The 13,555-nt window shown below is 58.9% G+C and carries 14 protein-coding genes; 5 read left to right on the forward strand and 9 right to left on the reverse strand.

Going from position 1 to position 13,555, the window contains the following annotated elements; translation table 11 throughout:
- Positions 1-151: 151 nt before the first annotated feature.
- From ABJH13_RS15475 to ABJH13_RS15515, 9 genes are all read right to left on the reverse strand, one after another.
- Complete coding sequence (locus tag ABJH13_RS15475; protein WP_348407120.1) at positions 152-3,043, reverse strand: EAL domain-containing protein; 2,892 nt, start codon at positions 3,041-3,043, stop codon at positions 152-154.
- 257 nt (positions 3,044-3,300) lie between these two features.
- Positions 3,301-3,924: a 3-oxoacid CoA-transferase subunit B gene (locus ABJH13_RS15480; RefSeq protein WP_348407121.1), complete on the reverse strand. Its 624-nt coding sequence runs from the start codon at positions 3,922-3,924 to the stop codon at positions 3,301-3,303.
- Positions 3,924-4,628, reverse strand: coding sequence for a CoA transferase subunit A (locus ABJH13_RS15485; protein ID WP_348407122.1), 705 nt, complete (start codon positions 4,626-4,628; stop codon positions 3,924-3,926). The genes ABJH13_RS15480 and ABJH13_RS15485 overlap by 1 nt, the downstream gene beginning before the upstream one ends.
- A 143-nt stretch (positions 4,629-4,771) precedes the next feature.
- Positions 4,772-5,533 carry a TIM barrel protein gene (locus ABJH13_RS15490; RefSeq protein ID WP_348407123.1) on the reverse strand — a complete coding sequence of 254 codons (762 nt, stop codon included), beginning with the start codon at positions 5,531-5,533 and terminating at the stop codon, positions 4,772-4,774.
- On the reverse strand, positions 5,530-6,180 hold the full coding sequence (locus tag ABJH13_RS15495; protein ID WP_348407124.1) for an aldolase: 651 nt from the start codon (positions 6,178-6,180) through the stop codon (positions 5,530-5,532). Before ABJH13_RS15495 ends, ABJH13_RS15490 begins: the two co-directional genes overlap by 4 nt.
- The gene (gene otnK, locus ABJH13_RS15500; RefSeq protein ID WP_348407125.1) at positions 6,177-7,445 is read right to left on the reverse strand and encodes a 3-oxo-tetronate kinase; all 1,269 of its coding nucleotides are present in this window, start codon (positions 7,443-7,445) and stop codon (positions 6,177-6,179) included. The genes ABJH13_RS15495 and otnK overlap by 4 nt, the downstream gene beginning before the upstream one ends.
- 31 nt (positions 7,446-7,476) lie before the next feature.
- Positions 7,477-8,370 carry an L-threonate dehydrogenase gene (gene ltnD, locus ABJH13_RS15505; protein WP_348407126.1) on the reverse strand — a complete coding sequence of 298 codons (894 nt, stop codon included), beginning with the start codon at positions 8,368-8,370 and terminating at the stop codon, positions 7,477-7,479.
- A 190-nt stretch (positions 8,371-8,560) separates the two neighbouring features.
- Positions 8,561-9,604: a Gfo/Idh/MocA family oxidoreductase gene (locus ABJH13_RS15510; protein WP_348407127.1), complete on the reverse strand. Its 1,044-nt coding sequence runs from the start codon at positions 9,602-9,604 to the stop codon at positions 8,561-8,563.
- Positions 9,604-10,692, reverse strand: a complete 1,089-nt coding sequence (locus ABJH13_RS15515; protein ID WP_348407128.1) for an isocitrate/isopropylmalate family dehydrogenase — start codon at positions 10,690-10,692, stop codon at positions 9,604-9,606. Before ABJH13_RS15515 ends, ABJH13_RS15510 begins: the two co-directional genes overlap by 1 nt.
- A gap of 134 nt (positions 10,693-10,826) precedes the next feature.
- Between ABJH13_RS15515 and ABJH13_RS15520 the strand changes: the two genes are divergently transcribed.
- The 5 genes from ABJH13_RS15520 to ABJH13_RS15540 all read left to right on the forward strand — a co-directional run bounded on the left by ABJH13_RS15520 (position 10,827) and on the right by ABJH13_RS15540 (position 13,523).
- Positions 10,827-11,117 carry a putative quinol monooxygenase gene (locus ABJH13_RS15520; RefSeq protein ID WP_348407129.1) on the forward strand — a complete coding sequence of 97 codons (291 nt, stop codon included), beginning with the start codon at positions 10,827-10,829 and terminating at the stop codon, positions 11,115-11,117.
- A complete protein-coding gene (locus tag ABJH13_RS15525) occupies positions 11,114-11,920 on the forward strand; it encodes an N-acyl homoserine lactonase family protein (RefSeq protein ID WP_348407130.1) in 807 nt (268 codons plus the stop codon). The genes ABJH13_RS15520 and ABJH13_RS15525 overlap by 4 nt, the downstream gene beginning before the upstream one ends.
- Positions 11,921-12,066: 146 nt before the next feature.
- A complete protein-coding gene (locus ABJH13_RS15530; RefSeq protein ID WP_348407131.1) occupies positions 12,067-12,882 on the forward strand; it encodes an urease accessory protein UreD in 816 nt (271 codons plus the stop codon).
- A gap of 3 nt (positions 12,883-12,885) precedes the next feature.
- Positions 12,886-13,188 (forward strand): urease subunit gamma, encoded by a 303-nt coding sequence (locus tag ABJH13_RS15535; RefSeq protein WP_348407132.1) that lies wholly within the window; start codon positions 12,886-12,888, stop codon positions 13,186-13,188.
- 29 nt (positions 13,189-13,217) lie between these two features.
- Entirely contained in the window at positions 13,218-13,523 is a 306-nt protein-coding gene (locus ABJH13_RS15540; protein WP_348407133.1) for an urease subunit beta, read from the forward strand.
- Positions 13,524-13,555: the final 32 nt, after the last annotated feature.

Below are 13,555 nucleotides of genomic sequence, written 5' to 3' on the forward strand. Positions count from 1 at the left end.
GGTATGTTCTTGATCACAAACAAAGGACGCCCGGGATGCTCTTCGCTGCTCGTACATTCGTAGATTTCCGGCCCGCACCGCCCAAAATGGCGTGGCGCACGTGCTGATCACGACATTCACGCCCTTTTATTTAGGACAAAATTGGCGCAGCTTACGCAAGTTTCAGCACACCGCCTGTTTCGGCAAGACCAGATAAAAACATCTCCGTCGCTTGTGCATCCATCGGACGAGCCAAGCCAAACCCCTGCAAATAGCAACACCCCAGTTCTTGCAGAATCGGAACATGTGCGGCCGTTTCCACACCTTCCGCTACCACTCGAATATCAAGCATACGGCCAATGCCAATAATGATTTTCACCAAATCTCTTTGGCGCTGATGATCAACGATCGGCGCAACCAATGACCGGTCAATCTTCAGACGTTTTGGCGCGATTTCGAGAAGGCTCGCAATAGAGGCATGACCACTGCCAAAATCATCGATCTCAATATCGATGCCCATTTCACCTATTATCTTTAGGTTCCGCTCGATCACGTCATTGCGCGCATCAAGAAAAGCAGATTCCAAGAGCTCGAATGTTATCTTACGCGAAGGTAAATTTAACCGCGAAAGATGGGCGCCAAGTTCCGGGTCATTGAGACGGTTCGCCGAAACATTTACAGAAACACGCGGCACCACCAGCCCGGCTTTTTCCCAGACCCCCACATCATAAAGAGACCGACGCAGCACCAGATCGTCAAATTGCGCAATCAACCCCATATCCCCGGCCGTTTGCAAAAACTCATCCGGCATCATCAGCCCGTATTTCGCACTTTCCCAACGCACCAGCGCTTCCAAGCCGGTCACCTCCAGTGTGGTTGCATCAAACTGAGGTTGATAATAGCACGTGATTTCACCTTGATCAAAACCCGCAAGTAAGGCGTCTGACGAATTTTTACGACGCCTCGCGTCTTCGCTCATTGTGGTGTCATAAAACCGATGCCGCCCACGCCCCGCCTTTTTTGCTTCGTACAAAGCAAGGTCTGCGTTGATAAACAAATTGGTCCCTGCGGTCGGCAAACCGTCAACAACTGAGATACCGATACTCGTCCCGATGTTGCACTCCTGCGGGCCATAATAAAACGGGCGCGACACCTCGCGGATGATATGCGCGGCCATCTCGTCCAAAAGAGCATCTTCCGGCGCATTAAAAAGCAGCGCAACAAACTCATCCCCACCAACGCGCGATACAAGCGCCGAGTCGGGTGTGTTTTTCTGCAAAATAGTCGCGACATGGCGCAATGTCGCATCGCCCGCATCATGCCCCATCGTATCATTGATTTGTTTGAACAGATCGACATCAAAATGCAGCACGGCAAGCCGCCCTGATTTTTCGGACATTATTTCAATATGTTCCGTGTAGACCTCATCCAAACGCCTGCGATTTGCCAAACCGGTTAGCGCATCATGGCGGCTCTCATGTTCCAAACCGGCCCGCGCGATTTCCAGCTCTTGCGCGCGCAATTTATCCTCTGTGATATCAAAATTCACGCCGTAGTAACGCGGCCCGGTTTCTTCATCTTCGACGTATTTCCCCCGGCTGCGCACATGAATCACCGCCCCGTCAGCGGTCACCATTCGGTAATCGCGCGCCACATCTTTACCCTGCTCTAGACATTCCTCACTATGAGCCACGACGCCCGCGCGGTCATCAGGGTGAATGAAACTGGCCCACGCGTCACCGGCCCTATGGTTTTCCCCATCTGTGATGCCCAACATCGCCAGCAATCGGTCATCCCAAAACGCCTGGTTTTCGTTCAGGCTATATTCCCATCGCGCCATTCCGCCGGCGCCCATGACAACATCCAAACGTTCCGCCATGCGCCTGCTTTCAATCTCAACGGTTTTGATATCGGTGATGTCTGTATCTATCCCGATGATCCGCACGGGCCTGCCCTGAGCGTTGCGGCGGATCACCCGCCCCCGCGTCAGGATCCAGACCCAATGACCCTCTTTGTGGCGCTGACGAAACTTGTAGTTAATTATATCCGTCTCACCCAGATCGAGCCGCCGCCGGTAGTCGCGCAGATATCCTACATCTTGTGGATGCACTGTTGCCAACCAGGTGTCGCCCGTCTCAGGCACCACATCGTTTGGGCTATACCCTCTCAATTGCCGCCAGGTACGTGATAAAAAATGGCGTCCTCGTTCAAAATCATGGTCCCAAATACCCTGATAGGCACGCAGCACCGTTGTCCTCAAAAGCTCTTCATTTTCGGCGAAAATCGTACGGCCAACGGGTGTTTCCATCTCATCCGTGACGTCTGTCTCTGAAATGGTGATTTCCAGCGGGGTGCCATCGCTGGCACGCAGGCTAACGTGACCCTCCCCGAGCAGCGTCATATCCCCGCCTGTCGTTGTCACCCGGTAGGGCAAACACAGCCGGTCCTCCACCATCGATATCATTGCGGAAATCGCGTTTTGCACCATGCCAAGATCTTGTGAATGAACGGTTTTTAAATACTCCGCCACCCATAGATGCGGTAGTTCGGGAAGGCCTGCCTGTCCCTCTTCCGGCACGCTGCACGCCCCGCCCTCGACCGCAAACACCCAACGCCGCGCGGGCGATCCAACGGGCAACACCTCGGCCATGTCGTCGCGACGTACAATAATGTCAACGTATTGCCCCAGAAATCCGGTTACTACGCCATCACTATCGGCCATGGGTTTTATCGAAAAAAGATGAACCTGATCACCCAGCTTAAGCGGCACCAGAGCCACATCCAACGCCGCGTGATTATGCCGCATAGCCTCCAGATGGTTGCTGGCCGCCTGCGATTGTGGATGAGGTAAAAATGCGCGTAAATCCGCACCACTCTGCAAATCATTCGTGCCCTGCACCTGCAAGGACCGGCACAGCGCATTGCATCTGTGTATTTTCAGATCGACAGACACGACGAATGCAGGCCCCGCCAGCGCCTCCACCAGCGGGTCAAACAAAGAAAATCCGTCGGCATTGCCCCCACGGCTCATAAGGCCCTCGCGCTTAAACCCAGCCTTGGTCATAGCAGGTTGAGCTTTAAGGGCGCGTTATCAAATAAAAAATTAGTCGATTTGTACCGATTTCACCCCGTTCCTGCGGGTACGAAACGGTAGGGACACGCCCCGCCATGCTATCGGCATGCGCCAACATCCGTCCGCGCCGATAGACCGACAGGGGCATCCTCTGGCGCTCACCAGAGGCGCTATGCCGCCACCTTCAACGGCCGCGCCAACGCAGCGGCCCCGAAACACCGGGGCCGCCAATGTCTGAGACTTGGGGGTTAAACGATCGTCGCGGCCGTTGCGGCGCGCAGCGCGTCCTCGGTCACACCATCTGCCGTCTCAACGATCCGCAAACCGCCCTCGACCACATCCAGAACACCAAGGTTGGTGATGATCCGGTCCACCACCCCCTGCCCCGTCAACGGCAGCGTACAGGCCGGCAGCAATTTACTATCGCCATGTTTATTGGTGTGGTCCATCACCACAATCACACGCCCAACACCGGCGACCAAATCCATCGCGCCCCCCATGCCTTTGACCAACTTCCCGGGGATCATCCAATTCGCAAGATCACCGTTTTCGGCCACTTCCATAGCGCCCAAAATCGCCGCTGCAATCTTGCCACCACGGATCATGCCAAAGCTGGTCGCACTGTCAAAATAGGCAGTCCGGTCCAATTCGGTGATGGTCTGCTTGCCCGCGTTGATCAGATCCGCGTCCTCCTCACCCTCGACAGGAAAGGGGCCCATGCCCAACATGCCGTTCTCGGATTGCAACGTAATATCTTTGTCGCCCACGTAATTCGCGACCAACGTCGGAATGCCGATGCCAAGGTTCACATACATGCCATCTTCGAGCTCTTGTGCCGCACGTGCGGCCATTTGGTTGCGATCCCAAGACATTATGTCGTCTCCTTCTGGCGGACTGTCCGTTGTTCGATACGTTTTTCGTGTGTTCCCTGAATCACGCGGTTTACATAGATGCCGGGCAAATGGATGCCATCGGGGTCAAGACTGCCCATGGGCACAATTTCTTCGACCTCAGCGACGCAGATGCGCCCACACATGGCGGCCGGCGGGTTGAAATTACGCGCGGTTTTGCGGAACACAAGGTTGCCCGACGGATCCGCCTTCCATGCTTTGACGATGGACAGATCTGCAAAGATCCCTTCTTCCAGGATATAGGTCTCGCCGCCAAAATCTTTGTGCTCTTTGCCCTCAGCAATCACCGTCCCGACACCCGTTTTGGTGTAGAATCCCGGAATACCGCAGCCCCCCGCACGCATGCGCTCGGCCAACGTGCCTTGTGGGTTGAACTCCAGCTCCAGTTCTCCTGATAGGTACTGCCGCATGAATTCCGCGTTTTCCCCAACATAGGAAGAGATCATTTTCTTGACCTGTTTGGATTGCAACAAGATGCCGATGCCGAAATCATCCACACCCGCGTTGTTTGACGCAAAGGTCAGGTCGTTGGTGCCCGCGTCTTTGATCGCCTGCAACAGCAGCTCTGGGATGCCACACAGGCCAAATCCACCCGCCGCAATCAACATGCCGTCTTGCAAAACGTCCTCTAGCGCCAATGCCGCCGTGTCATAGATTTTATTCATGAAACCCCCATGTAAATGTCAGGCGCGCTGTTGGGCCGGGACCCGCGCCTGGTGATGCCGAATCCTAAGGCGAACTGTTTCGCGACCGGGCTCCATGTGCAACCATATTCCCACGCGCCAGCATCAAACCCCGGTGTCTCCCGTCAGGTGCGCGCCATCCAGCTTAGGGTTTCGTCTGTGGGTGCGGTGGGCTTGTATTCCGCCCCCAAAGGCCCGCGAAACCCCAATTTATCCACCAACCGAAAGATATGTGCATAGTTGATTTCGCCGGTATCCGGGGGCCCACGGTCAGGGACACTGGCAAATTGAATATGCCCGATCAACGGCAGCAAACGTTCAAGGCGGCGGCTCAGATCGCCCTCCATCAGTTGAACGTGGTAACAATCAAACATCAGCTTAAGGTTCGGCGCGCCGATCTCTTCGATAATCTGCTGGGCTTGCGCCGTTGTCGTCAGGAAATATCCCGGCGCGTCATAATGGTTTAACGGCTCAATCAATATTGAAATGCCATGGTGGCCCGCGGCTTCACAGGCGTATCGCAGCGCGCTGACAAAACACGCATGGGCCGCAGCGCCTTGGGCAAAACCGGCCATCACATGTATGTTTGCGGCCCCGATCTGGGCCGCATAGTGCACCGCCTCGTCGATCGCGGCGCGGGCCTCATATGTGCGCCCAACCAACGCCGACAGGCCATTGTCGCCCGCCGCCACGTCCCCGCGCCGGGTGTTCAACCCCAACATCGGCAACCCCGTTTCGGCCAGCGCCGCCACGACATCCTGCACAGGCACCTCGTATGGCCAATGACATTCCACCGCGTCAAACCCCGCAGCCTTGGCCGCACGAATGGCATCGGGCAGGGGGCGGTCCGTCCAGAGAAACCCCAAATTCGCTGAAAACTGCGTCATGCGTCCCATTCCACGTCAAAATGCGTCACGATATCGGTGACCTGTTGGGGGCTCAGCATCCGCGCGTCATAGCCCCGCATCAACATCGCCAATCGCGCCGTATCTTCTAATTCTTCGATGGCATTGCAGGCGGCGTGCACGTCCTTGCCCGCGACAACCGGCCCGTGATTGGCCAACATCACCGCGCTGCGTTTGCCCGCCAGCCCCCGCACCGCATCGCCCATGGCAGGGTCGCCCGGCCGGAAAAACGGCAACAGCTTGACCTTGCCCAGTTTCATAATCGCGTAAGGGGTAAGTGGGGGCAGAAAATTATCGGGATCCACGTCTGGCATCATCGACCACGCGACCGAATGACATGCATGCAAATGCACCACCGCACCCGCGTTGCTGCGGGTGTCGTAAAACGCGGTGTGCAGGGGCATTTCTTTGGTGGGCGGGTCGCCGTCAATCAACCGCCCCTGCCCGTCAAACCGGCTCAGGCGTGCGGGGTCGAGCCGGCCAAAACTGGTGCCTGTGGGCGACACCAACAACCCGCCATCCGGTGTGCGCGCCGAAATATTCCCCGTGCTGCCCCCCGTGAGGCCACGGTCAAACATCGATTTGGCCAGCAGGCAGATATCTTCGCGCAGGGTCACGTCGGCGGTCATGTCAGATCCAGTTTTGAAAGGGCTTGGGCAAAGAACCCTTCGGCGCCAAAATTCCCCGATTTAAGCGCCAAGGCAATCATATGCCCCGCGCTGTGGCAATACGTCCAAGGAACACCGGGCGCGATTTCGGCGCCGACGTCAAGGCGCGACACGCCCAACGCCTGCGTCACTGCGCCCGACGTTTCGCCCCCCGCCACCACAAAACGGCGTGCGCCGCAGTCTCGGGCGACCAGCGCCAGACTGGCAAGCGCACGTTCCACCAATGCCCCCGCCGCACCCGCGCCCAATTCTGACTGGGCGGCGCGCACCGCATCGGGTTCGGCCGTTGCATAGACAAGCGGCGCCGCGGCAAGGTCTTGGTCGCGCAGCCAGTCTTCGGCGGCGGTGCTACCGGTATGAAAGAGCGTCAGAGGGTCCAGCCGGTAACTGGGGGCCACCTTGGCGTAGGCCGCCACCTGCGCCCGTGTCATCGCAGAACAACTGCCCGACAAGACGACCCCACCCCCCCCCGCAGTGGGCGGCGCAGATTTAGCGGTATCGCCCGTTAACATCCCATCCGCCATGTATAACGCGGGCAAGGGCGCAGCGACCGCACTGCCCCCTGTTAGCAAGGGCATATCCCGGCAGGCAGACGCGATCAGATCCAGATCGGCGTTGGCGACCGCATCCACCACCACATGCCCGACACCGTCTAAGGCCAACTGCCCCAGCGCCGCCCGGATCGCATCTGCGCCCTGCGCCACGGTCAGCCGGTCCACCAGACCGGTTTGCCCCGTGACTTGCGGCGCCAGCAACCGCATCAGGCTGCTGTCACGCATCGGCGTCAGCGGGTGATCTTTCATCGGGCTTTCGGCCAAGGGCTGCTGCCCCACAAACAGGTGACCCATAAAGATCGACCGCCCGTTTTCGGGGAACGCGGGGCAATAGATCGTTTGTGCCACCCCCAAATCGGCCATCAGGGCCTCGGCCACCGGGCCGATATTGCCGTCAGGCGTGCTGTCGAAGGTAGAGCAATACTTCCAGAAAAATCGCTTGGCCCCTGCGGCCTGCAACCACGCCAAAGCCGCGCGGCATTCGGCCACGGCGTCGGCCACAGGGCTGGTGCGGCATTTCAGGGCAATCACCTCAAAGGCCGCCGCGTCGGTGGGCGGGGCGTCGGGCACCCCGATCCGCAGCGAAACCTTGACCCCGCTGCGCGCCAACAGCCCGGCAAGATCCGTTGCCCCGGTGAAATCATCGGCGATACAGCCCAACACGGTGGTCATACCCCAGCCACCGTCTGCACGCGGCACCGGGTCATGCATCCCCCGGCAGGACAAGCCCTGCATTGCGCGCATAAACCTTGGCCACCGCCGCATCATCTTCTGCACCCAGACCTTGGCCCGCAGCCGCCACAAATTGCTGCAACGCTGCGGCGGTCAATGGCGCGCTAAACTTGTCTGCCTTGGCGATGTCGAGCACGATCCCGAGATCTTTTAGCCAAATATCAACCGCGCTATGGGGGGTATAATCCCCCGCAACAATATGCGGCGCACGGTTTTCCAACATCCAACTGGTGCCCGCGCATTTGCTGATCACATCGACAAAGGTTTCGGGTTTCACACCTTGCGTCATGCCAAAGGTCAGCGCTTCGGCCATGGTCGCGATATGCACGCCAGCCAACAGCTGATTGACCGCCTTCATCGCGGACCCCGCCCCCACATCGCCCAGCTGAAACACCGTCTCGGCACAGGCATCAAGGACCGCTGCCGCGGCTGCAAAGGCGTCTTTTGACCCCGCTGCCATCACCGACAGCTGCCCTGACGCGGCCTTAACCGCACCGCCTGAAATCGGTGCATCAAGATAGTGCACCCCATATTCGGCCGACCGCGCGCCCAGATCACGCGCGACATCGGGCGGGACCGTCGCACACGACACAACCACAGCGCCGGGTTTCAGCAAGGGCACCACGCCGTCCGCCCCAAACAACACCGTTTGGGTTTGCTGGGCGTTCAGGACCACCACAACAACCGTGTCCAGATCTGCGGCGACGTCGGGCAATGCCCCCTCAGCGCCCCCTTCGGCGATGAATTTGGCACATAGATCCGGGTCTAAGTCGACCCCGAACGTCGCATGCCCTTCGCGTAAAACGGACTGCGCGATGCCATATCCCATCGAGCCCAAACCAATCACGGCTGTCTTTTGCACCATACCTGCGTCCTCCCAGACCCTTGCACCATATGGCGCATCAGCATTCATAGGCACTATGTGCTATATTCCGTTAGATTCAAAAGACTTTCCCCAAGGACGTGACGTCGCATGCCCTGCCCGAAACCCGCACGGAACATGACGCAATCGCACGCGCCTTTGGCGACGAGCCACCGGGGGTTCGCACCCCGCCCTATGGGCCCTCGGCAACACGCGCGGCCAGCGATATCTTTTGGCCAGATGCCGCAGATCTGTAAATCGCATCCTTGATCCGAATGACGGTCAGATAATCATGCGCTTGGTTTTCAACCGCGTGCCCGTGCAACACCGCCTGCACCACGTGGTTTTGTAGATGATACACACAATCGCCGCCGAAACCGCCCCACGTGTCAGGCGGCGATACCATCACATGGGCCTGATCGCCCTGCGCCCGAAACTGCACCGCGCCGTCCCCTGTCAGGGTCAAAACCCCCTTGGATCCTTCAAACAACGCCTCGCCCATGGTGCGGCGGTGGTTATCGGCGGGGTGGTCGCAATGGCGGTTGCCATCCAGCACCGTGCGCACGCCATGCGGGTGGTCAAAGATCACAAAACCCGCGTCTTCGCCTGCAATCGCTGGGTTAATCTGGCGCAAATCCGCATAGACGGCGCTTGGGTTGCCAAACAGGAACCGGAAGGTATCGACCCAATGCACCCCGGTTTCGTGGATCAAAAACCGAGGCATCTGCTGGAAATAGGGCTGGCGGTCCAGATAGGCGTTTGGCCCCTGCCCGTCACCGGGCCGCACCCTGAAACACGCCTGAAGCGGGGTGCCAATGCGGCCTGCATCCAGTTGCGATTTGATGCACCGGTACCACGGCATAAACCTGAAATTCTCGTGTATGATCAGCGTTGCGCCCGCGGTTTCGGCCAGGTCTGCCAGAGCGGTGGCCGTGTCGATATCTAGGCAAAACGGTTTTTGGCAGATGATGGTTTTCACACCGGCGGCCACAGCGGCCCGGATTGTGTCGCGATGGCCTTCGGGAGGCAGAATGATATCAAGGATATCAGGCACCACCTGCGTCAACATGGCGTGCACATCCTCAAAGGCGGGCAGCCCCGTGGCCTGCGCCAGTTCGATATTGCGATCTGCGGCCCCCACGCAAGTAACCTGCGCAATGCGCGCCCATGCGTCATAATGAAACTGGCTGAAATACCCCGCACCAACGCAGGCAACGCGCAGCGCACCGTCTGACATCACACAGCCCTTAAGGCAGCGCGCACCGCATCTGCCGCCTGATCCGTCGTAGCCGCACCGCCAAGGTCGCGCGTCAAAGCGCCGCCTTGGGCAATCGCGGCTTCGGTCGCGGCCCGCAGGCGCACGCCATCAGCGCCCAGCGCGGCATTGTCGTACCGTGTCCCTAGCCAGTCCAACATCATCGCCCCCGACAAGATCATCGCAAAGGGGTTCGCCACCCCCTGCCCCGCGATATCGGGCGCGGACCCGTGGCAGGGTTGAAACACCGCATGATCCAGCCCGATGTCCGCCGATGGTGCAACGCCCAAGCCCCCCATCAGCCCAGCGCCCAGATCAGACAGGATATCGCCAAACATATTCTCCGTCACCAACACGTCAAAATCCCATGGTTTTTGCACAAACCAAAGCGCTGTCGCGTCCACATAGGCGTGATCGCTGGTCAGGTCGGGGTGCTGCGTCGCCTCTTTATCGAAAATCTCGCGGAAGAATGCAAAGGCGCGAAAGACGTTCGCCTTGTCGACGCAGGTCACGTGCCCCGGCCCGCGCCCGGTGTCTTTTCGGGTGCGCGCCATATCAAAGGCGAACTTGAACAACAGTTCAGACGTTTTGCGCGTGATCAACAGCGTCTCGCGCGCTTCGTTTTCGGTGACCTCGCCGCAGCCTTGGGTGTGAAACAACCCTTCGGTGCTTTCGCGGATCAACACGAAATCTACGGGTTTGTCATCCGGCAGGTTCAACGGGGTCTTTTGGCCCGGAAAAATCCGCACAGGCCGCACACCAGCAAAGAGGTTTAGCGCCTTGCGCAGATCAATTTGCGGCGAGATTTCCGTCCCATCGGGATAGCGCACCGATGGTAACCCCATGGCAGATAACAAAATCGCATCCGCTCCGCGCGCGATCTGCATAGACGTGTCTGGCAAAGAGTGCCCCGTGTTCGCATAATGCGCAGCCCCCGCGGCACAACCGATAAAATTTAGGCCATAGCCCCCCTGAACCGCCAGATCCGCCAAAATATCCAGCGTCGGACGGATGATTTCGGGGCCGATCCCGTCGCCTTCGAACACCGCAACATCAAACGTGTTTTTCATCACTTATCGTGCCTCTTTGTATTTCAGCAGCAGTGCCCTAAGATCACTCAAGATTATCAGTAGCAGCGCATCACAAATTAATGCATACATTAATGCATGCGTAAATGAGCCCCAAGGCAGTTACAAGGATCCATATGTTTGCCGTCACGGTTACCCTGCACATCACACCCGCCCATTGGGATACCTTTGTGCCCCTTATGGCCCAGAACGCTGCACGGTCGCTGGCAGATGAAACGGGGTGCCACCAATTTGACGTCGCCACAGACCCGGCACACCCGCATGAGATGTTTTTATACGAACTTTACACCGATGCCGCCGCCTTTGACGTGCATCTGAACACCGCGCATTTCAAAACCTTTGACACCAGCACGGCCCATATGATCGCCGATAAAACCGTGCGGACCTACGCACAGGTGGTCCAATGACCGACTGGGAGGTCTTTGCAGTCAAATACGCCGACCGCAATGCCCGCACGCGCGGTGACAGTTTTGTATTTGATGACACCCCTGACGTGCCCCATCCGATGGATTATTTCATGTGGGTGCTGCGGCGCGGGGCCGAAACCATTTTGGTCGACACCGGTTATGACATGCACGAAGCCACCCGCCGCGACCGCCCCATTCGTCAGGACCCGGTTGTGTCGCTTGCGCCATTGGGCGTGCGCCCCGAGGCAATCACATCGGTGATTGTGACTCACCTACACTATGATCACGCGGGCGGGCTGCATTTGTTCCCCAACGCCAAACTACACATGCAGACGGCGGAAATGGCCTATGCCACGGGCCCCTGCATGTGCCATGACACGCTAAACATGCCCTACACAGCGGGTCACATCTGCGAGGCGGTTAAACGTCTATTTTCGGGGCAGGTCGTGTTTCACGATGGCGATGCGCAGATCGCGGATGGCGTCACGGTGCATTGCATTGGCGGGCACAGCCGTGGTTTGCAGGCCGTGCGGGTGCGCACCGCTGCGGGTTGGTTGGTTCTGGCCTCTGATGCGACGCATTTTTACGAAAACATCTTTGCGCGCAAACCGTTCCCCATTGTCGTCGATCTGCAAAATATGCTCGATGGGTTTAACCGGCTGGAAACGCTGGCCTCGCATAAATCGCTGATCGTGCCGGGGCACGACCCGCTGGTGACGCGCGCCTACCCAAAAGCCATGGCCGATCACATCTGGCGTCTGGATCACGGGCCCACCGCGCCCGAGCTGTTTTTACCCGCCTGACGGGTGGGGCACCGCCCAAAACTGCCCAAAATGCAGGCGCCTTGCGCCTCGCGCGCTTTGGGGAAATCTCTGCTCTGGTCAAATGCGAGGCCACATGTGACATTAGCGTCCGAAATGAGGCTGGTAAGGACCAAAAAGACGTGCTGATGCGACCTGCAACATTGCTGGATCAGCCACGTGCGATCGGGTCTGCGATGGTGTCCAGCAAAGCGCGCGCCGGGCAGCCCTGTCTGGATGGGTTGTATCAGGCCGGGGCGCTCAAGGTCGTCTTTCCGCGCAACCACCACACCGTCGAGAGCATTTTGGTCAACACCGCCGGTGGCATCACCGGGGGGGATCGGTTTGACATCACAGCCACCGCCGGCGCGGGATCGCATCTGACGCTGGCCACCCAAGCCGCCGAACGCGCCTATCGCGCACAGGACGGCCAAACCGGCCAACTGCACACACAGCTGACCGTCGAAGACGACGCGCAATTGCACTGGCTGCCGCAAGAAACCATCCTATTCGAAGGGTCCGCGCTATCACGCACGCTGAACGTCGACATCGCCCCCACGGGTCGGTTTTTGATGGTCGAACCGGTGCTGTTTGGCCGCCGCGCCATGGGTGAAGATCTGCACAGCGCCAGCTTTCGCGACAGGGTCGATATCCGCATGGACGGTGCGCTGGTGTACCGCGATGGTGTGGCCCTCGACGGGGATATCGCCGCCGCATTGGACCGCCCCGCGATTGGGGCAGGCGCGCGCGCGATGGCCAATGTGGTGTGGGTCGCCCCCGAAGCCGAAGGGGCCCTGCCCATCGTGCGTGACCTCATTGGCCCCATCGGTGGTGCAAGCCTACTGCAGCCAAATTTATTGGCCGCACGGCTGTTGGCCGCAGACGGGTTTGACCTGCGCCAACGGCTTGTGCCGTTGCTCGACCACCTGACAAAAAACACCTTACCGATAAGCTGGAGACTGTAACCCATGCAGCTGACACCCCGCGAAAAAGACAAACTACTGGTGGCGATGGCCGCCCAAGTCGCGCGCACCAGATTGGCGCGCGGCGTCAAGCTCAACCACCCCGAGGCCATCGCGTTGATCACCGATGCGGTCGTCGAAGGTGCGCGCGATGGTCGGTCCGTCGCGGACATGATGCAGGCGGGCGCCCAAGTGATCACCCGTGATCAATGCATGGAAGGCGTGCCCGAAATGATCCACGACGTGCAGGTCGAGGCAACGTTTCCCGATGGCACCAAACTGGTCACAGTCCACAACCCGATCCGCTAGGACTGACCTATTTTCAAGAGGATAATGCTATGATCCCAGGCGAAATCATACCCCAAGACGGCGAGATCATCCTGAACGCCGACGCCGTGGCCGTCACTGTGATGGTCGCCAACACCGGCGACCGCCCGGTACAGGTCGGCAGCCACTATCACTTTGCCGAAAGCAACCCCGCGTTGGACTTTGACCGCGATATCGCACGCGGTTGCCGGTTGGACATCGCCGCAGGCACCGCCGTACGGTTTGAACCCGGCCAGCGCCGCGAAGTGCAGTTGATCCCGCTGTCCGGCGCGCGCCGGGTCTTTGGGTTCAACCAACAGGTGATGGGCGATCTATAAACGCCCCCCTCCACAGACATGTTATTTTGATA

This window comes from Roseobacter sp. (assembly GCF_039970775.1).
Lineage (GTDB): Bacteria > Pseudomonadota > Alphaproteobacteria > Rhodobacterales > Rhodobacteraceae > Roseobacter.

Bases quoted from the DNA above. Each gene is read 5' to 3' on its own strand.
- ABJH13_RS15475 (WP_348407120.1), bottom strand. From the start codon at position 3,043: ATGACCAAGGCTGGGTTTAAGCGCGAGGGCCTTATGAGCCGTGGGGGC.
- ABJH13_RS15480 (WP_348407121.1), bottom strand. From the start codon at position 3,924: ATGTCTTGGGATCGCAACCAAATGGCCGCACGTGCGGCACAAGAGCTC.
- ABJH13_RS15485 (WP_348407122.1), bottom strand. From the start codon at position 4,628: ATGAATAAAATCTATGACACGGCGGCATTGGCGCTAGAGGACGTTTTG.
- ABJH13_RS15490 (WP_348407123.1), bottom strand. From the start codon at position 5,533: ATGACGCAGTTTTCAGCGAATTTGGGGTTTCTCTGGACGGACCGCCCC.
- ABJH13_RS15495 (WP_348407124.1), bottom strand. From the start codon at position 6,180: ATGACCGCCGACGTGACCCTGCGCGAAGATATCTGCCTGCTGGCCAAA.
- otnK (WP_348407125.1), bottom strand. From the start codon at position 7,445: ATGACCACCGTGTTGGGCTGTATCGCCGATGATTTCACCGGGGCAACG.
- ltnD (WP_348407126.1), bottom strand. From the start codon at position 8,370: ATGGTGCAAAAGACAGCCGTGATTGGTTTGGGCTCGATGGGATATGGC.
- ABJH13_RS15510 (WP_348407127.1), bottom strand. From the start codon at position 9,604: ATGTCAGACGGTGCGCTGCGCGTTGCCTGCGTTGGTGCGGGGTATTTC.
- ABJH13_RS15515 (WP_348407128.1), bottom strand. From the start codon at position 10,692: ATGAAAAACACGTTTGATGTTGCGGTGTTCGAAGGCGACGGGATCGGC.
- ABJH13_RS15520 (WP_348407129.1), top strand. From the start codon at position 10,827: ATGTTTGCCGTCACGGTTACCCTGCACATCACACCCGCCCATTGGGAT.
- ABJH13_RS15525 (WP_348407130.1), top strand. From the start codon at position 11,114: ATGACCGACTGGGAGGTCTTTGCAGTCAAATACGCCGACCGCAATGCC.
- ABJH13_RS15530 (WP_348407131.1), top strand. From the start codon at position 12,067: ATGCGACCTGCAACATTGCTGGATCAGCCACGTGCGATCGGGTCTGCG.
- ABJH13_RS15535 (WP_348407132.1), top strand. From the start codon at position 12,886: ATGCAGCTGACACCCCGCGAAAAAGACAAACTACTGGTGGCGATGGCC.
- ABJH13_RS15540 (WP_348407133.1), top strand. From the start codon at position 13,218: ATGATCCCAGGCGAAATCATACCCCAAGACGGCGAGATCATCCTGAAC.